General features: G+C 73.4%; 16 protein-coding genes and 1 pseudogene. 13 read left to right on the top strand and 4 right to left on the bottom strand.

All coding sequences use genetic code 11. The features are described 5' to 3' along the window. The first annotated feature begins 45 nt into the window (after positions 1-45). The 7 genes and pseudogenes from ABZY57_RS01995 to ABZY57_RS01965 form a co-directional block, all read left to right on the top strand. Positions 46-2,535 carry a serine/threonine-protein kinase gene (locus ABZY57_RS01995; protein ID WP_356507199.1) on the top strand — a complete coding sequence of 830 codons (2,490 nt, stop codon included), beginning with the start codon at positions 46-48 and terminating at the stop codon, positions 2,533-2,535. Between the two features lie 117 nt (positions 2,536-2,652). Beyond that, the gene (locus tag ABZY57_RS01990; protein WP_356507197.1) at positions 2,653-6,000 is read left to right on the top strand and encodes a hypothetical protein; all 3,348 of its coding nucleotides are present in this window, start codon (positions 2,653-2,655) and stop codon (positions 5,998-6,000) included. Positions 6,001-6,117: 117 nt separating this feature from the next. Continuing rightward, complete coding sequence (locus ABZY57_RS01985; protein WP_356507195.1) at positions 6,118-7,818, top strand: serine/threonine-protein kinase; 1,701 nt, start codon at positions 6,118-6,120, stop codon at positions 7,816-7,818. A gap of 115 nt (positions 7,819-7,933) precedes the next feature. After that, positions 7,934-9,562 carry a succinic semialdehyde dehydrogenase gene (locus ABZY57_RS01980; RefSeq protein ID WP_356507193.1) on the top strand — a complete coding sequence of 543 codons (1,629 nt, stop codon included), beginning with the start codon at positions 7,934-7,936 and terminating at the stop codon, positions 9,560-9,562. 15 nt (positions 9,563-9,577) lie between these two features. Continuing rightward, positions 9,578-11,383 (top strand): GMC family oxidoreductase, encoded by a 1,806-nt coding sequence (locus tag ABZY57_RS01975; protein WP_356507191.1) that lies wholly within the window; start codon positions 9,578-9,580, stop codon positions 11,381-11,383. Positions 11,384-11,568: 185 nt separating this feature from the next. Continuing rightward, positions 11,569-13,230, top strand: coding sequence for a peptidase (locus ABZY57_RS01970; protein ID WP_356507189.1), 1,662 nt, complete (start codon positions 11,569-11,571; stop codon positions 13,228-13,230). 40 nt (positions 13,231-13,270) lie between these two features. Next, positions 13,271-13,579, top strand: a pseudogene (locus ABZY57_RS01965) (PT domain-containing protein); the annotation flags it as partial. A 42-nt stretch (positions 13,580-13,621) separates the two neighbouring features. Here ABZY57_RS01965 and ABZY57_RS01960 read toward each other — a convergent pair. Beyond that, complete coding sequence (locus tag ABZY57_RS01960) at positions 13,622-13,879, bottom strand: chorismate mutase (RefSeq protein ID WP_356507187.1); 258 nt, start codon at positions 13,877-13,879, stop codon at positions 13,622-13,624. Between the two features lie 296 nt (positions 13,880-14,175). Between ABZY57_RS01960 and guaA the strand changes: the two genes are divergently transcribed. From guaA to ABZY57_RS01940, 4 genes are all read left to right on the top strand, one after another. Then, positions 14,176-15,762, top strand: a complete 1,587-nt coding sequence (gene guaA / locus ABZY57_RS01955; RefSeq protein ID WP_356507185.1) for a glutamine-hydrolyzing GMP synthase — start codon at positions 14,176-14,178, stop codon at positions 15,760-15,762. Positions 15,763-15,883: 121 nt separating this feature from the next. Next, a complete protein-coding gene (locus ABZY57_RS01950) occupies positions 15,884-16,681 on the top strand; it encodes a class II aldolase/adducin family protein (protein ID WP_356507183.1) in 798 nt (265 codons plus the stop codon). Between the two features lie 102 nt (positions 16,682-16,783). Then, positions 16,784-18,040 carry a hypothetical protein gene (locus tag ABZY57_RS01945; RefSeq protein ID WP_356507181.1) on the top strand — a complete coding sequence of 419 codons (1,257 nt, stop codon included), beginning with the start codon at positions 16,784-16,786 and terminating at the stop codon, positions 18,038-18,040. Between the two features lie 18 nt (positions 18,041-18,058). Beyond that, positions 18,059-18,580 carry a DoxX family membrane protein gene (locus ABZY57_RS01940; protein WP_356507179.1) on the top strand — a complete coding sequence of 174 codons (522 nt, stop codon included), beginning with the start codon at positions 18,059-18,061 and terminating at the stop codon, positions 18,578-18,580. Here the strand turns inward: ABZY57_RS01940 and ABZY57_RS01935 are convergent. Continuing rightward, a complete protein-coding gene (locus tag ABZY57_RS01935) occupies positions 18,526-18,750 on the bottom strand; it encodes a hypothetical protein (RefSeq protein ID WP_356507177.1) in 225 nt (74 codons plus the stop codon). The genes ABZY57_RS01940 and ABZY57_RS01935 overlap by 55 nt on opposite strands. After that, positions 18,737-20,137, bottom strand: a complete 1,401-nt coding sequence (locus tag ABZY57_RS01930) for a PspC domain-containing protein (protein WP_356507175.1) — start codon at positions 20,135-20,137, stop codon at positions 18,737-18,739. Before ABZY57_RS01930 ends, ABZY57_RS01935 begins: the two co-directional genes overlap by 14 nt. Before the next feature lie 131 nt (positions 20,138-20,268). Between ABZY57_RS01930 and ABZY57_RS01925 the strand changes: the two genes are divergently transcribed. Then, on the top strand, positions 20,269-21,564 hold the full coding sequence (locus tag ABZY57_RS01925) for a PspC domain-containing protein (RefSeq protein ID WP_356507174.1): 1,296 nt from the start codon (positions 20,269-20,271) through the stop codon (positions 21,562-21,564). Next, positions 21,561-22,256: a response regulator transcription factor gene (locus ABZY57_RS01920; protein ID WP_243333471.1), complete on the top strand. Its 696-nt coding sequence runs from the start codon at positions 21,561-21,563 to the stop codon at positions 22,254-22,256. The genes ABZY57_RS01925 and ABZY57_RS01920 overlap by 4 nt, the downstream gene beginning before the upstream one ends. A gap of 65 nt (positions 22,257-22,321) precedes the next feature. On the opposite strand, the gene ABZY57_RS01915 is transcribed toward ABZY57_RS01920, so the two are convergent. Further along, positions 22,322-22,710, bottom strand: a 389-nt coding sequence (locus ABZY57_RS01915; RefSeq protein ID WP_356507171.1) for a C40 family peptidase, incomplete at its 5' end; no start/stop codon positions are given.

The raw sequence follows: 22,710 nt of genomic DNA, 5'->3' as shown, positions 1-22,710 counted from the left end.
CTGCCAGGGCAACCGGAGCAGGCGGCACGAACGCAGAGGGGACGCATGTCGAAGCCGGAGCACACCGAGTCGCCGGAGCCGTCTGTCGGGACGGGATCGCCGGTGCCTCCGGCGACACCCCCGACGGACCCGAAGTCTCGCGCCGAGACGCCTGCCGCGGGAGCCGCGAAGCGTGCCGCGGCGGGGACCGCGAAGGCCGGCGGCGATTCGGCCGCCGACCCCGCCGACCCCGCTGACGCCGCAGCCGATGCCGGCTCCGAAGCCGGAGCGGCCGGCCCCGAGGATGCGAAGCCCGCGGCTTCCGCGTCGAAGCCGGAGCTGCGCAAGCCCGCTGCGGCGAAGGCTGCCGGCGGGGCCGAGCCGGAGGATGCGAAGCCTGTCGGTGTGGCCGCCGGGTCCGGGGATGCGAAGCCTGTCGGTGCGAAGGCCGAGCCGGTGGATGCGAAGCCCGTCGGTGCGAAGGCCGAGCCGGTGGATGCGAAGCCTGTCGGTGCGAAGACCGAGCTGCGGAAGGCTGCCGTCGTGCGGACGGACGGTGGGGGCGAGGGCGCCAAGCCCGTCGCGGTGAGCAAGGCCGACGAGGTCGCCGCCGCCGTCAAGGCCGCCGCGGCCAAGGCGGGAGAGGGCGCTCAGGACGAGGGCCGGCTGCTCGCCGGCCGGTACCGGCTCAGTGACATCCTCGGCAAGGGCGGCATGGGCACCGTCTGGCGCGCCCAGGACGAGACCCTCGGCCGGACCGTCGCCGTCAAGGAACTCCGCTTCGGCAGCGGCGTCGACGAGGACGAGAAGCGCCGCCTCATCACCCGCACCCTCCGCGAGGCGAAGGCCATCGCCCGGATCCGCAGCGGCGGCGCCGTGACCGTCTACGACGTCGTCGACGAAGACGGCCGGCCCTGGATCGTCATGGAGCTCATCGAGGGCCCCTCGCTCGCGGAGTTCATCCGCGAGAGCGGCCCGCTGACCCCCCGCCGCGCCGCGGAAGTCGGCCTCGCCGTGCTCGACGTACTCCGTGCCGCCCACCGCCAGGGCATCCTGCACCGGGACGTGAAGCCCTCCAACGTGCTCCTCGCCGACCACGGCAACGGCCGCGTGGTGCTGACCGACTTCGGCATCGCCCAGGTCGAGGGCGACCCCTCCGTCACCTCCACCGGCATGCTCGTCGGCGCGCCCTCGTACATCTCGCCCGAGCGGGCCCGCGGTCAGCGCCCCGGCCCGCCCGCGGACATGTGGTCGCTCGGCGGCCTGCTGTACGCCGCCGTCGAGGGGGTTCCCCCGTACGACAAGGGGTCGGCGCTCGCGACGCTCACCGCCGTGATGACCGAGCCCGTAGAGCCGCCCAAGAACGCCGGCCCGCTGACCGAGGTCATCTACGGCCTCCTCGTCAAGGACCCCGCCCACCGGCTCGACGACGACCGCGCGCGGGCGCTGCTCACCGCCGTGATCGACGCGCCCGAGCCGCCGGCTCCCGTACTCGCCCCGGAGGTCGAGGAGACCCGGCAGATATCGCTCGCCGAGGCCCGGGACGCCGCCGAGAAGGCAGCCGAGGACAAGGCGGCCAAGGCCGCCGAGAAGGCGGAGAAGAAGGAACGCGAGCGCCGTGAGCGCGAGCAGCGCGAGCGCGCCCGCGCGGCGTTGAAGTCGGCCCGCAAGGCTGCGGCAGCCAGCGCCGCGGCCGCGGCCGCCGCCACGACCGCGACCGCCGCCGAGTCCCCGGCGCCGCGCCCGTCACCCGTGGCGGCCCCGCTCACCGACGTCATGCCGCGCCGGACCATCGCGCTCGCGATCGCCGGCGTGGTCGTGGCGCTCGCCCTCATCGGCTCGGTCATCGCGTACGCGGTCAGCGGCGACGACGAGAAGGGCGGTTCCACGAAGGACGGCAAGGGCGGCAGCTCCGCGGCCGCATCGAGTCCCGTGGCCGGCTCGCCGCCCCCGCCTTCGCCCTCTCCGTCTCCCTCTCCCTCGCCGAAGTCCGGCGAGCCGTCCGGCGGAAGCGCCGGTTCGCCGGACCCGGGCACGTCACAGGGCTCGGGGACCAATCCCGGCCAGGGAGCCACGCCCGGCGGCTCCCTGCCCGGGATCCCGCCCGGCTACGCCCAGGTCGACGACCCCGGGTTCCACTTCGCGATGGTCATGCCCGAGGGCTTCAAGCAGACCGGCGTGATAGGGAACAACGACGGCGTCATCTACAGCCGCGACGGCGGTTTCCCGCGCATCCAGATCGACTTCAACAGCTCGCCGAAGGACGACGCGCGCGCCGCCTGGCTGGCGCTGGCCCCGAGTGTGGCCAGCAGCAGCAGCAACTACAAGCTGCTGCGCCTCGAACCGGTCTCGTACCGCGGGTACCCGACCGTGGCGGACTGGGAGTTCGAGCGGGACCAGAAGGGCGTACGGGTCCGGGTGCTCGACCGCGGGTTCAGGATCGACGCGAAGCACGGCTACGCCATCATGATCACCTGCCTCGCGGACCAGTGGGACGCGGCGGAGTGCACGCAGCTGCGCACCACGGCGTTCGACACCTTCCAGCCACGGGGCTGATACCCGTCCCCGAGGGCTCGGGGTCAGCCTCTCCAGGGCCGGGACGCGGGCGCCTCGGGCGTCGTATCGTGGCAGCGGGGCCTGGGGGACGGGTCCGCAGCACTCGGGGGAGGCGATGTGGAGGACTACGCGGGCCGGATCCTGGCCGAGCGCTACCGTCTGCCGCTTCCGCCGTCGGATGCTTACGAACTGATCGAGACGCGGGCCTTCGACACGCGCAGCGGCCAGGAAGTCCTCGTACGGCAGGTGCCGTTGCCGGAGGTCGTCGACGCGGAGCTGCTGGACGGCACGCGGGACGGTCCCCCCACCGCCGGGGGCCGGCGCGTACCGCACGGTGAACTGCCCGCCGTCCGCAGGGCGATCGAGGCGGCGCAGGCGGCGGCGTCCGTGCCGGACCATCCGCGGCTGGACCAGGTCTTCGACGTGTTCGCGGAGGGCGGGTCGCTGTGGATAGTGAGCGAACTCGTCCCGGCCAGACCGCTGGCGGCACTGATCGCCGACGAACCGCTGAGCCCGTACCGGGCGGCGGAGGTGGCGGCCGACGTGCTGACCGCCCTGCGGGTGCTGCACGCGCACGGGTGGACGCACCGGAACATCACCATGCGGACGGTGCTGATCTGCGAGGACGGGCGGGTCGTCCTGACCGGGCTCGCGGCGGGAGCCGCGGAGGACGCCCTGTGCGGGTACGACCCGGTCCCCACGCGGGACGGTACGGGCGACTCCGCGGGGCCCTGGCCGGGCGGTGAACCGGGTGCCGGCGGTGCGGGGTTCGCCGCGGGCCGGCCGGTGGGCGGCGGTGGGTACGGAGACGGTTTCGCAGACGGGTACGGCGGCACCGCGTCGGCCGGGCCGGGGGCGGGCGGGGGACACGGCGGTTCCCCGGGCGGCTTCTGGGGCGGGCCGGCGGCGGATGCCGGGTACGGGCAAGGGGAGGCCGGGCCGGAGACCGGACCCGGCGCGGGGCCCTTCGGCGGGCAGCTGGGCGGGCAGTCGGGTGGACATGCGGGCGGGGAGCCCGGCGAGCGGTACGACGACCCCTACGGGGGCGGGTCCGCCGAGCGTTCCGGGTGGGACGCCGGTGCGGATGCGGGTGCGGCCGTCCAGGGGGGTGGGAACGCGGCGCAGTACGCGCCGCTCGTGGCTCCCGGGTACGACACCGGGCCGCGCTACCGGGACCACATAACCCCCGGCTCCGCGAGCGGTCCTGATGATTCCGGCACGTCCCGCACCCCCGGCGCTGCGAGCACGCCCGGTGCCCCCGGCACTTCTGCCGCTTCCGTCACCCCCGGGACCACCGGTGTCCCTGGTTCCCCGGGCGGCGCCGCGGACCGGCCCGACCTGAAGGCCGCCGCGCGGGCCGGGGCCGTCGCCGCGTACCGGGCCGGGGCCCGGGCCGCCGCGCGGATCACCGAGCAGCGCAGGGCGGGCGTGGAGCCCGCGCCGGGGCAGGAGGCGGAGCCGAGGCCGGAGGGGTCGAAGCTGCCGCAGGGGTACTCGTACCCGTACGGCGGCCCGGACAGCGGAGCGAACTGGCACGGAGCCACCCCGCGCCGCCAGGCCCTGCCCCCGGCCGAAGCGGAGCCGCCGGCCCGGGCCGCGCTGCCGGCGCAACTCGCGCTTCCGCACGGCTACCAGCAGGCGGACGCCTCGGACGGCGGCGCACCCGGGCCCTCCGACGACGGCCGGCACCCCGGGCAGCCGACGGCGCCGGGCGGCGGCCAGGCGCACCCCCAGGACGGCACCGAGCACCGGGCGGTCCCCGGGGCGCGGCACGAGCCCGGCCCCGGGCAGCCGTCGCCGGGATCGGGCCACCGGGATCGGGCGGGCTTCGGCCAGCCGGTCGCCCGGCCCGGAGCCGACTCCGCTGGCCGGCCCCGGCCCGGGCCCGGCCACCCGGAGGCGGGCCCCGAACAGCGTGGTGCGCAGAGCGGCGCCGGGTACCCGACGGCCTCCGGGACCCGCGGCCCCGGCCGGGCCGGCCCGCAGGGCGCCCCCGGGCACGCGCTGGTTCCCGGGTCCGGTGGGTACGGCCAGGGCGGCCCGCAGGCGGCCCCCGGGCATGTCGCGGTTCCGGGGCCCGGCGCGCATGGCCAGGGCAGGCCGCAGGGCGCCCCCGGGCACGCCCTGGTTCCCGGGTACGGCCAGGGCGGTCCGCAGGGTGCCGCCGGGTACGCGGGGGTGCCCGCGGGCGGCGGTGACGGGGCGTCCCGCCCCGGCGGCGGCGTCGCGGGGTGGGGGAGCGGGCCGCGGAGCGGGCTCGATGCCGAGCGGGCCCGGCAGACGCGGATGGCCGTGGTCGGGGCCGTCACCGAGCGGTGGGCTCCCGAGCAGGCGCAGGCCGTGCACGGGCCGTGGCAGCTGGCCGCGCCGGTCGGGCCGGCCACCGACCTCTGGGGGCTGGGCGCACTGCTGTACCGGGCCGTGCAGGGCCATGCCCCGTACCCCGAGGACAGCGTCGCCGAGCTGGTGGAGATGGTCTGCGCCGAGCCCCCGGCCTTCGCCGAGGAGTGCGGTCCGCTGCGCCCGATCGTGGAGTCCCTGCTGCGCCAGGACCCGACCGAGCGGCCCGACTTCGAGGAGCTCCGCGGCTGGCTGCGCTCCCTCGTGCGGTCCGCCCCGGAACCCGACGGCGGCTTCGCCATGCTGCCGCCGGTGGTGGAGGACCCGGCCAGGCTGCCCGTCGTACGGCGGCGAGCCGACCTGCACGGCCGGCACCGCAGCGCCGAACACCCCCGCAAGCCGCGCTCGCTGGGGCGTTCCCTGTTGCTCGGGATCCTCGTCCTGCTCTCGGGAGCGGTGGCCTACGCCCTGTTCTTCATGCCCCGCTCCGTCGATCCGCAAGGCGGCGGGCAGAAGGCCGCCGGAATGAAGCCGCCCGCCGCGACCTCGTCACAGAGCCCGGGCCGCGGGCCCGGCCAGAGCCCGAGCCCGAAGCCGAGCGGGTCCGGCCGGGCCCCGGCCCCCTCCGCGAACCCGTCCGAGTCCAGGCCCGCCCCGCAGACCAACGCCCCCGCTCCGGCCGGGTACACCGCCCAGCAGGACGCCGAGCACTTCTCGATCAACGTTCCGAACGGCTGGGAGCGCCGCGGAATGAACGAGTCCGGTCAGGTCCGCTACACGGAGGGGGACTTCGTCCTGATCGTCGTCCCCGGCCGGGACAAGGTCGAGGGCAACCCCGACCCGGCCACCTACCAGAAGGACAAGGAGCCCGAGCTGGCTCCGTACCGCTCCTCCACCTGGTCGAGCGTCAGCGACATCAGGTCCACCAAGGTCGGCAACCAGCTCCGCGTCACCGGCCGGTACACCTGGATCGACGGCAACGGCCGTTCCGTCGTGGCCCGCAACTTCGTCGTCGCGCTCGGAGGTACCTACCACGTCGTCATGGTCACGGGCCCGCAGGACCAGGAGGGCAAGGTCACCGAGACCTTCGAGCAGGCGACGGCCAGCTACAGGAGCGGCGGCTGACGAGCTATCAGTACGGCGATTGCGTCACAGTGCGGCCCAACCGCCTCCTAGTGGTTCCGTCGCCACCCGCGATCTCCGTAGTCTGACCGGAAGTGCACAGAGCGGCGGCGGGGATTCGTGGAACAGCAGACAGGTGCGGGTGCGGTGCTCGCGGGCCGGTACCGGCTCGTGGAGCCCATCGGCAGGGGCGGCATGGGCAAGGTGTGGCGCGCCCACGATGAGCTGCTGCACAGGACGGTCGCCGTCAAGGAACTGACGGCAGGCCTGTACGTCGCCCAGGCGGACCGGGACGTCCTGCACGCCCGGACGCAGAAGGAGGCCCGGGCCGCGGCCCGGATCCAGCATCCGGCGGTCGTCACCGTGCACGACGTACTGGAACACGACGACCGGCCGTGGATCGTCATGGAGTACATCGACGGTCCTTCCCTCGCGGACGCGGCGAAGACGGCCGGCCGGATCGAACCCCGCGAGGCGGCCCGGATCGGGCTGCACGTGCTCGGCGCGCTGCGCGCCGCGCACGCGGTCGGCGTACTGCACCGGGACGTGAAGCCGGGCAACGTGATGCTCGCCAAGGACGGCCGGGTGATGCTCGCCGACTTCGGCATCGCCGCGATCGAGGGCGACTCCTCCATCACGCGCACCGGCGAACTCGTCGGCTCCATCGACTACCTGGCCCCCGAACGGGTCACCGGCGGGTCCCCCGATCCGGCCTCCGACCTGTGGTCGCTCGGCGCGACGCTGTACACGGCCGTCGAGGCCCGCTCGCCGTTCCGCCGCACCTCGCCCATCTCCAGCCTCCAGGCCGTGGTGAACGAGGAGCCGCCCGCCCCGACCCACGCGGGCGCGCTGGCCCCGGTCATCACGGCGCTGCTGCGCAAGGATCCGGCGCACCGGCCCTCGGCCGACGAGGCCGAGCAGATGCTGCTGCAGGCGATGGAAGGCCGCGAGCCGAAGGCGGCGCAGGCGTACGTACCCACGCGCGCGATGGGCTCCGAGGAGCTGGGCGCCGCCCGGAACGAGCCGGCGGACACGGCCGAGCTGTCCGGGAACGGCGAGCCGGGACCGGACCAGGGACGGTCCCCGCAGCCGGAACAGGAGCCGGCGCTCGCCACCCGCTCCGAGGCCGGGCCGGGCGGACCGCGCGGACCGGGTCGCCGGGACGCCGGAGCCCCCGGCCGGATCGGACGCGCGGTGGTCGTCGCCGTGGTGGCGGCGCTGCTCGGCGGCGCCGGGGTGTTCGGGATCCTGAAGTACACCAGCGACTCGGACACGGACGGCGGGATCCCGGGCCGGACGGCGGGTGCCTCGTCCGGTGCCTCGTCCGGCGGTGTGGACGCCAAGGCGCAGGAGGAAGAGGCTCCGCCGGCGGGCTGGAGGAAGGTGGTCGACAAGCAGGGCTTCTCCCTCTTCGTCCCGGACGGCTGGAAGCGCCGGGAGGACGGCTCGCAGATCGACTACACCGGCGACGGCGGCAAGCACTTCATCCGGATCGCGATGGACCGCAAGCCGACGTTCAGGGATCCGTACGCGCACCTGCTGGACCTGGAGAAGCAGGTCGCCAAGCGCTCCGACTACACGCGCCAGACCCTGCACCCGAACACCTTCCGGGGGCAGGTCAAGGCCGCCCTGTGGGAGTTCGCCTGGACGGAGAAGAGCGGGGCGTTCACCGGGCCCCGGCAGGCCATCGAGCAGATGTACTACGCGCCGGACGGCACCGAGTACGCGGTGTACATGTCGGGTCCCGTGTCGGACTGGGACACGACCCGGTCGCAGTTCGACGTCGTGCTCAGCGGCTGGCAGCCCGCCCCGGCCCGCTGAGACCGCCCCGCGGCACCCGGATTCCGCCATCCCGCCAGCGATCACTGGCAGAAATGGCAAAATCCGGTTACCGGCGGGTACCCAAAGCACCCCCGGGCGCAATACGCTCACGGCCATGACGGACACGCAGGCCCCGGCCCCCCTCCGCAGCGCCCCGCAGCCCACCAATCCGGTCGCCCCGGCCCCGGTCGGCGCCCGGAGCGCCGCCGACGTGGTGACCCCCGAACTGGTCGCCCGGCTGACCCGCGGAGTGGCCGGCTCCGGCCGCACCGCCAACCACAGCCCCTTCACCGGGGACCGGCTGGCGGAGCTCCCCGAGGCCACCCCCCAGGACGTGGCGGCGGCCTTCGACGCGGCCCGCGCCGCGCAGACCGCCTGGGCCGCCGTGCCCGTCCGCGCCCGTGCCGCCGTCCTGCTGCGCTTCCACGACCTGGTCCTGGACCGGCAGGCCGAGGTGCTCGACCTGATCCAGCTGGAGACCGGCAAGGCCCGCCTGCACGCCCACGAGGAGGTGCAGGCCGTCTCGATCGCCGCCCGGCACTACGGCCGCAAGGCGCCCTCGTACCTGCGCCCCAAGGGCCACACGGGCGCCATGCCCACCCTCACCAAGGTCACCGAGCTGCGCCAGCCGCGTGGGGTCATCGGCCAGATCGCTCCCTGGAACTACCCCCTCGAACTGTCCATCGGCGACGCCCTGCCCGCCTTCGTCGCGGGCAACGCCGTCGTGATGAAGCCCGACACCGAGACCGCGCTCACCGCCCTGTGGGCCCGCGACCTGATGATCGAGGCGGGCCTGCCGGCCGAGGTGTTCCAGATCGTCCTCGGCGAGGGCCCGGTCGTCGGCCCCGAGGTGGTCCGGCACGCCGACTACGTTTCGTTCACCGGCTCCACGCGTACCGGCCGCGAGGTGGCCCGGGGCGCGGCCGCCCGCCTGGTCGGGGCCTCCCTCGAACTCGGCGGCAAGAACGCCATGCTCGTCCTGCGCGACGCCGACGTGGAGAAGGCCGCCGCCGGCGCCGTCCGCGCCTGCTTCTCCTCGGCCGGCCAGCTCTGCATCTCCATCGAGCGGCTCTACGTCCACGCCTCGATCGCCGACGAGTTCGTCGCCCGGTTCGCCGCCCGCACCAAGGCCATGCGCCTCGGCTCCTCCCTCGCCTACGGCGCCGACATGGGCTCCCTGGCCGGCGAACGCCAGCTGGAGGCCGTACAGCGCCACGTGGACGACGCCGTGGCCAAGGGCGCCACCCTCGTCACCGGCGGCGTCGCCCGCCCCGACATCGGCCCGCTCTTCTACGAGCCGACCATCCTCGACGGCGTCGAGGCCGCGATGGCGGTGTGCGGGGAGGAGACCTTCGGCCCGGTCGTCTCCATCTACCGCTTCACGGACGAGGACGAGGTCATCGAGGAGGCCAACGGCACCTCCTACGGCCTGAACTCCAGCGTGTGGACGAAGGACGCCCGCCGCGGCCACGCCGTCTCGGCCCGCCTGCGCACCGGCACCGTCAACATCAACGAGGGGTACGCCCCGGCCTACGGCAGCGCCCAGGCGCCCATGGGCGGCATGAAGGAATCCGGCCTCGGCCGCCGCCACGGCTCCGAGGGCATCCTCAAGTACACCGAGGCCCAGACCGTGGCCCACCAGCGGCTGCTGCCGATGGCGCCGTCGTTCGGGATGGACGACGAGAAGTACGCGGCGTTCATGACCCGCAGCCTCAAGGTCATGAAGGCCTTCCGGCTCCGCTAAGCAGGTCCGTTCCGTTTGGGAGGCACCGCAGTGTCGTACGACTACGACGTCATCGTCATCGGATCGGGTTTCGGAGGGTCGGTCTCGGCGCTGCGGCTCACCGAGAAGGGGTACCGGGTCGGCGTCCTGGAGGCAGGACGCCGCTTCACCCGCGAGACCCTGCCGAAGAACAGCTGGGACCTGCGCAACTACCTGTGGGCCCCCGCCCTCGGGCTGTACGGGATCCAGCGCATCCATCTCCTCGGCAACGTGATGGTCCTCGCGGGCGCCGGGGTCGGCGGCGGCTCCCTCAACTACGCCAACACCCTCTACGTGCCCCCCACCGCCTTCTTCGAGGACCGGCAGTGGGCGTCCATCACGGACTGGCGGGACGAGCTCGCCCCCTACTACGACCAGGCCAAGCGGATGCTGGGGGTCCGGCTCAACCCGACGACGACCCCCTCCGACGTCCACCTCAAGGCGGCCGCCGCCAAGATGGGCGTCGCCGACTCCTTCCACATGGCCCCGGTCGGCGTCTTCTTCGGGGACGGCGGAGATGCCGAGGGCCAGGGCAGGGTCCGTCCCGGTGACGAGGTCGCCGACCCGTACTTCGGCGGCGCCGGCCCCGCCCGCAAGGCCTGCACCGAGTGCGGCGAGTGCATGACCGGCTGCCGGCACGGCGCGAAGAACACCCTGGGCGAGAACTACCTGCACCTCGCCGAGCGGGCCGGCGCCGCCATCCACCCCATGACGACGGTCACCGCCCTCTCCGAGCACCCCGACGGCGGCTACCGCGTCCGCACCGTCCCCACCGACCAGCGACGCAGGAGCGGCAAGGGCACTGCCAAGGTGCTGCGCGCCCGCTACGTGGTCGTCGCGGCGGGCACGTACGGTACCCAGACCCTCCTGCACACGATGAAGGACCTCGGCGAGCTGCCCCGCCTCTCGGACCGGCTCGGTGATCTGACCCGGACCAACTCCGAAGGCCTCGTAGGCGCGCAGACCGACGACCGCCGCTACCGAAAGCGGCACGGCAAGGACAAGCGGGCCGACTTCACGCGGGGCGTGGCCATCACCTCCTCGGTGCACCCCAACGCCGACACGCACATCGAGCCCGTGCGCTACGGCAAGGGCTCCAACGCGATGGGGTTCATGACGATCCTCCAGGTGCCCTACTCCGCCCACCGGGTCCGCGCCTGGTTCGGGCGCACGGCCCGGCACCCCGTGCAACTGCTGCGCTCCCTGTCCAACCGGCGCTGGTCGGAGCGGACCATCATCGGCCTGGTCATGCAGTCCCTGGACAACTCCCTGACCACCTACCGCAAGCCCGGCGGCATAGGCAAGGGCCTGCTCACGGCCCGCCAGGGCCACGGCGCACCCAACCCCGTACAGATCGCCGAGGCCACACGGGCGGCGACCCTGCTGGCCGAGGAGATCAACGGGTTCCCGGGCAGCAACATCGGCGAGCTGATGGGCACGCCGCTGACGGCGCACTTCCTCGGCGGCTGCCCGATCGGCGCCTCGCCCGAGGAGGGCGTGGTCGACCCGTACCACCGGCTCTACGGGCACCCGGGCATCTCGGTGGTGGACGGCTCGGCGATCTCCGCGAACCTTGGGGTCAACCCGTCGCTGACGATCACCGCGCAGGCGGAACGGGCGATGTCCTACTGGCCGAACAACGGCGAGCACGACCCGCGCCCGGAGCAGGGGGCGGCCTACGCCCGCCTGGAGGCCGTGGAACCGGTCCGCCCCGCGGTACCGAAGGAGGCCTTCGGGGCGCTGCGCCTGCCGTTCCTGGCGGTACCGGAGGTTCCGCCGCGCACGGCGTCCCCCGCCGAGTAGCCGCAGCAGTCGCCGAATGACTTCGGCGGGCACCGCACTCCCCCTCCGAGCGCGGTACCCGCCGAACTCTATGGATGACACTCGTCCGCCCCGGATGGTTGTACCGGAACCCGGTGGCGGAGGTGTGGCGTCCATCACAGGGCGAAGGGGGCAACCGGACAGGGTCGTCGCTGGTCAACACCGGCATGAGAAAGCGCATCTCCTCCCTGCTGGCGGCAGCCGGCCTGGTGGCCGTCGGTCTGGCCGCCACCCCTGCGAACGCCGCGGATCCGGTGTTCACGCTCACCAGCCCGGCGGAGATCGGCCTGCGCCCGTACCCCGGGCAGGGCGGCAAGCCGCAGAAGACCACGGTCGACTTCCGTGTCGAGAACGAGACCGGGAAGCAGTTCAACGAGCGGATCACCTACACGATCGACCTGAGCGCGCTCAAGGGCGTCGCCGACGTGGCGCTCGACAAGGAGCAGGACTACGGCTGCACCCTCGCCGGGACGAAGGTCATCTGTGAGGACTGGGGGATCTGGCACGGAAGCAGCGTGGTGTCCCTGGACCTCACCGCCGCCAAGGGCAGCAAGCTCGGCACGGTCGTCGACCTGACGATGACCGGGGCGGCGGAGGGCGCCACCTTCAAGCCCGCCACCACCAAGGTCAAGGTCGGCGGACCCGACCTGGTGATGGAGAAGGCGGCCCTCAAGGCCAAGCTGAACCCGGGCCAGACGCAGCCGCTCCCGATCGTCTTCGGCAACACGGGAACCGAGTCCGTCGACGGCGTGGCGCTGGAACTGAACACCACGCACGGCATGGGTCTGGTCGAGCAGTACGACAACTGCGCCTACAGCGAGGACGACAGCGCCGGCCAGCCCTGGAACGTGGGCTGGGGCACGACGGTCTGCACCTTCGACAACGTGGTCAAGCCGGGCGAGGTCTACGAGATCGCCGGCGCGCTGACTCTCCGGGCCGCTCCGCACGCCTTCATCGAGGGACTGGTCTACGGGGTGCACGAGGCCGGCTCCCAGCCGAAGCCCACGCAGAAGCTCAGCACGCCCCGCACGGGCAAGAAGCTGGGCCTCAAGGTGCGCGCGGCCAAGGCCGCGCCGAGCGCCGCGGACCTGGACCCGTGGAACAACCGGCACGAGTTCGACTTCTCGGTGAAGAACACCGCCGACCTGGTGGCGTCCGGCACCTCCCTGAAGGGCAAGGCGGGCGAGACGGTCAAGGCCGAGCTCGGTTTCCGCAACGAGGGACCGGCGTGGATCGCCTACCTCCGCTCCGGCGAGGACGTGGCCATGGCGGACATCGTGATCCCGGCCGGAGCGAAGGTCACCAAGGTGCCCGAGCCCTGCAGGGCCGTCACGGCCTCGGGTGACTACCCCGAGCAGCAGCTGGGCGCCCCGCGCTACCTGTGCCGGACCTCGCACGTCATCGGGGAGAAGGAGAAGTTCGCCTTCCCGTTCGAGCTGAAGATCGAGAAGGTGGTCGCGGAGGCCACCGGCTCCGTCACGGTCGGCGCCTGGTCGCCGATCGGCACCACGCCGGCGAGCTGGGACCCGGCCCACGCCAACAACAAGGCCGCCTTCGTGATCAACGGCAAGGGCCCCGCCCCGACGCCGACCACGGCTCCGACCACCGCCGGCCCGACGCCGACGGCTCCCACGAGCCCGGCGGCCACGCCGGGTGCGAGCGCCACTCCGAGCCCGGGTGCCACTACCGGCAACGGCAAGACGCCCAACGGCGGCCTCGCCGAGACCGGCTCCGCCGCCGGGCTGGTCCTGATGGCCGGCGCGGTGCTCGTGGCCGCCGGCGCCGCGGTGTTCCTGGTGTTCCGTCGGCGGGCCACCGGCCGCGCGTGACGGCGTAGGCAGAGGGGCCGAGCGGGGGACGACGGGGGAACCGACGGGGGAACCGACGGGGGAACCGACGGGAGAACCGACGGGGGAACCGACGGGGGAACCGACGGGGGAAACAGAAGAACGGCCGGTCCGGGGCGTCCCCCGGGCCGGCCGTCCTTGTGGGGTGACCGGGCTGCTGTCCCCTGCCGTCCGGTCACATGAAGGAGCGAGGTCCCACGACGCACGCCCGGTAGGGGGTGCGTCTCATCGCTCCAGCGAGCCACGCGTGGTGCTGCGGTCCCGCACCTGGCTGGCACGGTCATCCGCATCAACGAAGGGCCGTGGGGCCGGTCACGGTCCGGACGGGTGACGAACAGGCGTCACGGGCACGGCCGCGGCCTCAGCCTCAGCCTCACACCCGGCCCCGGCACAGCTCCAGCAGGGTCATCGCGAGCGCGGTGCCGGGCTTGCCGAGGGCGTCGCTCCAGTGCCCCAGGACCTCCATCTCCCGGGACAGGTGCACCCGGCGCCCGCCCGAGCCGATCCGGGCCTCCTGGATGACGGTCGACACGGCCATCCGTTCCTGGATCAGGCCGATGATCCGGTCGTCGATGGCGTCGATCCGCTCGCGGGAACCGGCGATCAGCTGCTCGGGGGTGGTGACGGACATGGGGTTCTCCTGTGGGTGAGGGCCCGGCAGGAGCGGAAACGCCGGAGCGCCCCGGTCCTGTCGGACCGGGGCGCTCTGGGAAGTCAGTGGCTCAAGCGAGCATCACGATGACCCATGGCGACCGGACCGGCCGGTGCCATAGGTAAAGAGGAAGCTCAGCTGCTTGCGCATGGAGGGATTATTACCCTCTGTCCCGCTCCGTGCCAAGCCGGTTCGGACGGTGAGACGAAGAGGGCTGTCCGTCCCCCGTTAGAATCGACAAAACAACCCCCTCTTTCCGCCGGAAGGCCTGCCCCGTGCCAGAAGCCACCTTCGCCACCCACGACAGCGCCCCGGACACGGTTCTCGTCGTCGACTTCGGCGCCCAGTACGCGCAGCTCATCGCTCGCCGCGTCCGCGAGGCACGGGTCTACTCCGAGGTCGTGCCCAGCACGATGCCCGTGGCCGAGATGCTCGCCAAGAACCCGAAGGCGATCATCCTCTCCGGCGGCCCGTCCTCCGTGTACGAGGAGGGCGCCCCCCAGCTCGACGGCGCGATCTTCGAAGCCGGCGTCCCCGTCTTCGGCATGTGCTACGGCTTCCAGCTCATGGCGGTCACCCTCGGCGGCACCGTCGACAACACCGGCTCGCGCGAGTACGGCCGCACCCCGCTGGCCGTCTCCAAGACCGGATCCACCCTCTTCGAGGGCACCCCCGAGAACCAGTCGGTGTGGATGTCCCACGGCGACGCCTGCTCCGCCGCTCCCGAGGGCTTCACCGTCACCGCGTCGACCGACGTCGTCCCGGTCGCGGCCTTCGAGAACGACGAGAAGAAGCTCTACGGCGTGCAGTACCACCCCGAGGTGATGCACTCCACGCACGGCCAGCAGATCCTGGAGCACTTCCTCTACCGCGGTGCCGGCCTGCAGCCCACCTGGACCCCCGGCAACATCGTCGAGGAGCAGGTCGCCCTCATCCGCGAGCAGGTCGGCGACAAGCGCGCCATCTGCGGCCTGTCCGGCGGCGTGGACTCCGCGGTCGCCGCGGCCCTCGTGCAGAAGGCCATCGGCTCGCAGCTCACGTGCGTGTACGTGGACCACGGCCTGATGCGCAAGGGCGAGACCGAGCAGGTCGAGAAGGACTTCGTCGCCGCCACCGGCGTGCAGCTGAAGGTCGTCGACGCGCAGGAGCGCTTCCTGAACGCGCTGGCCGGCGTCTCCGACCCGGAGACCAAGCGCAAGATCATCGGCCGCGAGTTCATCCGCGTCTTCGAGCAGGCCCAGCTGGAGATCCTCCAGGAGGACGGCCCGGCGGTGGCCTTCCTGGTCCAGGGCACCCTGTACCCGGACGTCGTCGAGTCCGGCGGCGGCACCGGCACCGCCAACATCAAGTCCCACCACAACGTGGGCGGGCTCCCCGAGGACATCGAGTTCGAGCTCGTCGAGCCGCTGCGCCAGCTGTTCAAGGACGAGGTCCGGATGGTCGGACAGGAGCTCGGCCTGCCCGCCGAGATCGTCCAGCGCCAGCCGTTCCCCGGCCCCGGCCTCGGCATCCGCATCGTCGGCGAGGTCACCAAGGAGCGCCTGGACCTGCTCCGCGAGGCCGACGCCATCGCCCGCCACGAGCTCACGGCGGCCGGCCTGGACCGCGAGATCTGGCAGTGCCCGGTCGTCCTGCTGGCCGATGTCCGCAGCGTCGGCGTCCAGGGCGACGGCCGTACCTACGGCCACCCGATCGTGCTGCGCCCCGTCTCCTCCGAGGACGCCATGACCGCGGACTGGACGCGCATGCCCTACGAGGTGCTCGCGCGGATCTCCACCCGCATCACCAACGAGGTGCCGGACGTGAACCGCGTGGTCCTGGACTGCACGAGCAAGCCCCCGGGCACCATCGAGTGGGAGTAGTCCCCCCTGCCGCCGTACTGACGAGGCCGCCGCTCCCGCACCGGGAGCGGCGGCCTCGCCGCGTGTATGGCCTCTTCGGCCGGTCGCCGGTACTTTGCGCCGCGACCTTGAAGGAGGGGCCATGACCGACCGACCCGCACCCGCACCCGCACCCGTGCCCGTCGAGCGGCTGCGCTTCGAGATGCCGCCGGTGTTCGCCACCGCCGCGCAGGAGCGCGCCCACCGCAAGGAGCGGCTCGCCGGGGTGCTGCGGCTGCTGGGGCGGCTCGGGTACGAGGACGGGGTGGGCGGGCACGTCAGCGCCCGGGACCCGGAGTTCGAGGACTGCTACTGGGTGAACCCCTTCGGCCGGGCCTTCGCCGCGATCGGCCCCGAGGACCTGCTGCTGGTCGACGGGGAGGGGCGGGTCCGCCAGGGGGAGCGCAGGGTCAACCAGCTGGCCTTCGCCGTGCACGCGGCCGTCCACCGGGCCCGGCCCGCCGTGGTGGCCGTGGTCCGCACACAGGCCCCGTACGGCAGGGCGCTCGCCGCGCTCGGCGAACTGCTCGCCCCCGTCACCCTGGAGGCCTGCGCCTTCTACGAGGACCACGCACTGCTCGACGAGTTCTTCGGCGGCGGGGCCGTGGACGGCGCGGACGCCGAGCGGATCGCGGGCGCGCTCGGCCCCTACAAGGCGCTGGTCCTGCGCAACCTCGGACTGCTGACGGTCGGCGACTCGGTGGAGGCGGCCGCCTGGTGGTTCATCGCGGCGGAGCGGGCCGCGCAGGTGCAGCTGATCGCGCGGGCGGCCGGGAAAGCGGTGCTCATCAGCCACCACAGCGCCCTCGCGACCCGGGAGCGGTTCGGGTCCGATCTGGCGGCGTGGGTGAACTGCCAGCCGCTGCTGGAGGCCGCCGGAGCGGGTGCGTCAACATCATGAACGGTTAATCACCTGCTCTGACATCGTGCGCAATCCGGAACACTGCCGCAGTGGTGCACAATTCGCTGGCATTGCACCGTAGTTCAGAGAGGCGGCACGTTCGTGGCTGTCCAAGAGATGTCCAGAAGCACCCATACCGCGGCCTGTGCCTGCGAGGACTGCACACGAGAGGGGCACCGCCGCGCGGTCGCAGCGTTCCTGGAGAAGCGCGACGAGTTCGCCTCGGGGCAGGGGGTGCCGGCCGCCGTGGCCCACTCCCTCGGAGCCTCCCGGCAGTGGGTCTCCGACGAGCTGACCCTGTCGGCCCGGACGGTCGCCGACCGGGGCCGGGAGGCGGGCAGCTCCTGGCTCTACCTCTTCTCCCGGCGGGCGGTCCTCGCCGTGTGGATCGCCGCGGGGGTGCTGCTCCTGGTCCAGGTCGGCACCGCACTCGGCACCGGCTGGTCCACGGCGCGCACCGCCGGGCTGCTGGCCGCGCTCGTGCTGGCCGCCCTGCTGACCGTGGCGGCCCGCGCGCAGACGCTCCGGGGCGGTCTCCTCGCCCCGCTCGTCGGCGAGGACAACCGGCTGTCCACCTCGAAGACGGTACCGAGCGCCTGGCTGGTGCTCACCGCCTTCGCGACGCTGCTGCCCGCGCTGCGGCTCGCGGCCTCCTCACCGGGACCGGAGCGCCAGGCGCTGTACGAGGGGCTCGCGCTCGACCGGGCGCTGCCGCTGCTGGCGGTGCTCGGGCTGACCTCGGGGGTCGCGGTGCTGGTGCGCCGGGTGGTCTCCGTACGGATCATGGGGCAGCGGCTGCAGAAACTGCCGGCGGACCGCCCGACCGGGGCGGACCTGCTGACGGACGACGCGGGCCGGGGCTCCTTCCCCGACGCCCAGTACATCCTGGTCTCCACGGTGGTGCTGGCCTTCGCGGGGGTCTCGCTGGCCCGGTTCCCGGACCGGCTGCCGGCGCTGCCCTGGGCACTGGCCCTGCTGGTGGCGCTGTCGGCGGCCGTGTACCTGGCGGCGAAGTACGCCGAGGGCAGCCGCCCGCTGGTCCTGTCGGTGGTGCGCAGACGCGAGCCCGGGGATCTGGACGCGGCGATCCGGCCCGGGGACGACATCGAGATCCGCGGAGTGGGCTTCGTCCCGCCGGGGGCACAGACGCCGGAAATGCTGGCCCGGCTGGTGGTCCGAGTGGGTGCGGTCCATGTGCACGTACCGCTGGTCCCGGTGGCGGGCGGTTTCACCAACCCGTCCGACGCCGTGCTGACCGTGCCCGTCCCGGCGGAAGTGGAGCCGGGGCGGATCGAGATCCAGGTCGTCACCGCCGCCGGGGTGGAATCGAACCGGTGCACCATCGACGTGGCGGAGTGAAGCGGGTACACATGACGCGTGACCCGAACTGACGTCCCCTCCGGCGCCCCTGACGCTCCCACCGGACCGAGCGGCCTGCGCGAGCTCGCCGCCCGTCACGCGCTCCTGCCTCTGCGGATCTTCCTCGGCGTGACCTTCGTCTACGCCGGCCTGGACAAGCTGACCGACTCGGCGTTCCTCTCCGCCACCGGCAGCGGCTCCATCGGCGAACTGATGAACGGGGTGCGCGACACCTCGGCGATCCCCGCCCTGGTGGACATGGCCCTGAAGGCGCCCGTCGGCTTCGCCGTGGCCCTGGCCATCGGGGAACTCCTGGTCGGCCTGGGGGTCCTGGCCGGACTGCTGACCCGGATCGCGTCCGTCGGCGGGGCCCTGATCTCGCTCAGCCTGTGGCTCACCGTGTCCTGGGCGGTGACCCCCTACTACTACGGCAACGACCTGATCTACCTCATGGCCTGGACCCCGCTGATCCTCGCCGGGGCGCCCTACCTCTCGCTGGACTCGCTGATCCGCTCGCGCCGGTCGCGGCGCACGGCGTAGGTCACCAGCCCGACGACGGCGGCGAAGGCGAGACCGCCCGCGGTCATCATGAGGACGAAGAACCAGGGCGGATCGGCCTCGCCCGCCGCGCCGAGGAGATAGAGCACCCCGGCCGCCGTCAGGACCAGTCCCGCGATCAGCCGTCCCGGCTGGAACTCATGACGCCGCACGGGCCACCTCCACCTGTCCCACACCCGCGCTGAGGTGCAATGCGATCGTGCCGCCGGCCTTGGTGCCCGGGGCGGGGGGCAGGGTTGCCTGCCGGGTTTCGGTGCGGTTGCGCACACGGACGTCCTCGCCGGTGTCGCCGGGCATCTGGATGTCGCCCAGTCGGACCGTCGCCTCCGTCTCAGCGGTGACCTCCCTCGGGAGGATCACCCGCAGCCGGCCCGCCTCGATGGAGGCGCGGACGGGCACGGTGGTGCCCTTGGGCACGTCCACGTGGCTGAGGTCCAAGGTGGCGAGCCCGGTGCCCGCCTCGTAGACCGGCGCCACCTCGGCCACCGCCGTCGGATGCCAGTCCACGACGCGCCAGTCGGTACCGATGTCCTTGGGCAGCGCGACCGAACCGGCCAGCAGAACGGCCGTGATCACCGAGAACAGCACGGTGCCGAACCCGGTGCGCCCCTTGACCGAACTCACCACGAGCCCGAGGCCGAAGACGACGAGACCGGCGGCGAAGCCGACCTGAAGGGCGTGGCTCAGGGTGCTGCCCTCCCAGACCGCGGCGGTGGCCGTGCTCCCGGCCAGCGCGGCCAGCACGAACACCCGGCCGCCGATGCCGCCCCGGGGCTCCCTGGAAACGCGCTGCCCGGACGGTGGAGCCGCGGCCGGGCCAATGCCAGCGGTGACCTCGACCGAGTCCTCGGGGCCCCACAGGTACCCCGTCGAGCCGACCGGCCCCGTGGTCCCGTCCTTGACCAGCGGATCCCGCCACCACGACGGACCCCCGGGCGCGGGCGGCGCCTGGGTCTCGGGCGGCGCCGGACTGTGCGCGGTGCGGTGCCCGGTGCGGGTGGCCGCCGGATACACGAACTCGGCGCCCGGCGCGGCCTTCTCGTCCTCTCCCGGCTGGAGCCGTCCGCCGAGCCCGCTGCGCCGCCGCTGCGACCAGTACGCCGCGGCGCCCAGCGCCAGGACGGCCAGGACGGAGAAGACCGCCAGCCCGCTGTTGTCCAGCATCGACAGGAACAGGGCGCAGCCCACCAGCGCGGCGAAGACCGCCGCCAGAGTCGAGCCCTCGACCCGGCCGGTCAGCAGCTTCTTCGCCTCGCTGTCCTCCTCGCCCTCCTGGGGCAGCAGCAGCCACGCGAAGCCGTAGAAGATCAGACCGACGCCACCGGTGACGGCGAGGACGCCGAGCACGATCCGGAAGATCACCGGGTCGAGCCCGAAGTACCGGCCCAGGCCGCCGCACACGCCCGCGAGCACCTTGTCCCGCTTGCCGCGGCGCAGGGGAGGGCGCTCGGCGAGCGGAGAAGCGGAGCCGGCGCCCGCGCCGGCCCCGCTCGTGCCGGCTCCTGCGTCCGGCGGCGGGGAATCGTGTACCTCGGTCATGCGTACATGGTGACGGCCCGCCGCCGCCGCAGGCATCCGGATCTACCCTGGCGCAACCCTGATATCCCCCCGAGAGAACTGGGGGGCTGCCCTGATGCCACGGGCACCGCGTGCGTGTGACCATCGGTGACATGCCCGTAGCAGCCGCCCCCCGCACGCCGTACGCACCGGACTCCGACGAGACGCCGCAGCGCAAGCTCTACCGCAGCGCCGACGGCCGGATGCTCGGCGGAGTCGCGCGCGGGCTCGCCGGGCACCTGGGCCTGCCCGTCGTCTGGGTCCGGCTCACCTTCCTCGGCCTGTTCATGTGGGGCGACGGCCTGGGCGTGCTGCTCTATGCCGCGTTCTGGGTCTTCGTACCACTCGGCGTCGGCGGCCGCAGCGGCCACCGCTCCTACTTCGACACCCTCCCCGACGGCACCCGGCGGCTGCGCAAGCCCGAGCGGGGCCAGATCATCGCGCTGATCGCGCTGTGCGTCGGCGCGGGCATCTTCATCTCCCAGGTCCAGGTCGGCGGCAGCTCGGGACGGTACGTCTGGCCGACCCTGCTCGTCGGAGCCGGCGTGGTCCTCGTCTGGCGCCAGGCCGACAACGCCCGCCGCGCCCACTGGAACGCCGCGGCGGGCCGGCACGCCCGGCTGCTGCAAGTCGCCCGCGCACTCGCGGGCGTCGCCCTGGTCGGCGTCGGCCTGACCGTCTTCATCGTGGTCCGCGGCTCCGCAGCCCAGCTGGGCAACGTCATGACCGCCACCCTCGCCGTCCTGGTCGGCGTCGCCCTCCTGGCGGGACCCTGGCTGATCCGGATGACCCAGGACCTCTCCGAGGAGCGCCTGATGCGCATCCGCGCCCAGGAGCGCGCCGAGGTGGCCGCCCACGTCCACGACTCCGTGCTGCACACCCTCACCCTGATCCAGCGCAACGCCGAGGACGCCGGAGAGGTGCGCCGCCTCGCCCGCGCCCAGGAGCGGGAGCTGCGCAACTGGCTGTACAAGCCCGAGGGCACCGGCAAGGACGAGGGCGAGGAGCCCACGACACTGGCCGAGGCCGTGAAGAAGACCGCCGCCGAGGTGGAGGACCACCACGGCGTCCAGATCGAGGTGGTCGTCGTCGGCGACTGCCCCCTCGACGAGAAGCTGGCCGCACAGATGCAGGCCGCGCGCGAGGCGATGGTCAATGCCGCCAAGTACGGTGGCGACGGCGGCCCCGTCCAGGTGTACGCCGAGGTGGAGGGCCAGACGGTGTTCGTGTCCGTACGGGACCGCGGACCGGGCTTCGACCTCGACGCGGTACCGGACGACCGGATGGGCGTACGAGAATCGATCATCGGCCGGATGCAGCGCAACGGCGGGACCGCCCGACTGCGGTCCGCGCCCGACGGCGGCACGGAAGTCGAGCTGGAGATGGAGAGGGCGGCGAAGGCAGCATGACCGAGGACAGCGCGAGCACCGGCGGCGTGACCAGGAGGGTCCGGGTGGTGCTCGTCGACGACCACCGGATGTTCCGCACCGGGGTGCAGGCCGAGATCGGCGAGACCGAGCGGACCGGGGTCGAGGTCGTCGGCGAGGCCGCCGACGTGGACCAGGCCGTCACCGTCATCACCGCCACCCGCCCCGAGGTGGTGCTCCTCGACGTGCACCTGCCCGGCGGCGGCGGCGTCGAGGTACTGCGCCGCTGCGCCCCGCTGATGGGCGCCGTCGAGGACCCGGTACGGTTCCTGGCCCTGTCGGTGTCGGACGCCGCCGAGGACGTCATCGGGGTCATCCGGGGCGGCGCCCGCGGCTACGTCACCAAGACGATCACCGGCACCGACCTGGTCGACTCGGTCTTCCGCGTCCAGGACGGGGACGCGGTGTTCTCGCCGCGGCTGGCGGGCTTCGTGCTCGACGCCTTCGCCTCGACGGACGCCCCGCCGGTCGACGAGGACCTCGACCGCCTCACCCAGCGCGAGCGCGAGGTCCTGCGGCTGATCGCGCGCGGATACGCGTACAAGGAGATCGCCAAGCAGCTCTTCATCTCGGTCAAGACCGTGGAATCCCACGTCTCGGCGGTGCTGCGCAAGCTCCAGCTCTCCAACCGCCACGAGCTGACCCGCTGGGCGACGGCCCGCCGGCTGATCTGACCCAGGGACGGGCCCCCACCAGGCCACCCGGGTCCCCGGACCCCCGCCCGGGGCCTCTCCGGAACTCAGGCGGGCCGCGAGGCTCCGGCCCAGGGCATCGAGTCGATCGGCGCGAGGCGGACCGTGGAGCCGGGACGCGGGGCGTGGACCATCTGGCCGTTGCCGACGTACATGCCGACGTGCGTCACGCCGGAGTAGAAGAACACCAGGTCACCGGGGGCCAAGCGGTCGCGGGAGACCCGCTGTCCCGCGTTGATCTGCGTGTAGGTGGTGCGCGGCAGCGACACCCCGGCCGCACGCCAGGCCGCCTGGGTCAGACCGGAGCAGTCGAACGAGCCCGGGCCCGTCGCGCCCCACACGTACGGCTTGCCGATCGCCCCGTACGCGAACGCCACCGCGCGGGCCGCGCGGGAGCCGTCGGACGGCGGCGGAGCCTGGGCGGCGGGGCCGCTCG

Origin of the sequence: Streptomyces sp. NPDC006450 (assembly GCF_040612195.1) — a bacterium.
Lineage (GTDB): Bacteria > Actinomycetota > Actinomycetes > Streptomycetales > Streptomycetaceae > Streptomyces.
This window is presented reverse-complemented; position numbering and strand designations above follow the sequence as displayed.

Excerpts from the sequence above, each read along its gene's own strand:
- ABZY57_RS01995 (WP_356507199.1), top strand. The coding sequence starts at position 46 with ATGTCGAAGCCGGAGCACACCGAGTCGCCGGAGCCGTCTGTCGGGACG.
- ABZY57_RS01980 (WP_356507193.1), top strand. The coding sequence starts at position 7,934 with ATGACGGACACGCAGGCCCCGGCCCCCCTCCGCAGCGCCCCGCAGCCC.
- ABZY57_RS01970 (WP_356507189.1), top strand. The coding sequence starts at position 11,569 with ATGAGAAAGCGCATCTCCTCCCTGCTGGCGGCAGCCGGCCTGGTGGCC.
- ABZY57_RS01960 (WP_356507187.1), bottom strand. The coding sequence starts at position 13,879 with ATGTCCGTCACCACCCCCGAGCAGCTGATCGCCGGTTCCCGCGAGCGG.
- ABZY57_RS01950 (WP_356507183.1), top strand. The coding sequence starts at position 15,884 with ATGACCGACCGACCCGCACCCGCACCCGCACCCGTGCCCGTCGAGCGG.
- ABZY57_RS01930 (WP_356507175.1), bottom strand. The coding sequence starts at position 20,137 with ATGACCGAGGTACACGATTCCCCGCCGCCGGACGCAGGAGCCGGCACG.
- ABZY57_RS01925 (WP_356507174.1), top strand. The coding sequence starts at position 20,269 with ATGCCCGTAGCAGCCGCCCCCCGCACGCCGTACGCACCGGACTCCGAC.
- ABZY57_RS01920 (WP_243333471.1), top strand. The coding sequence starts at position 21,561 with ATGACCGAGGACAGCGCGAGCACCGGCGGCGTGACCAGGAGGGTCCGG.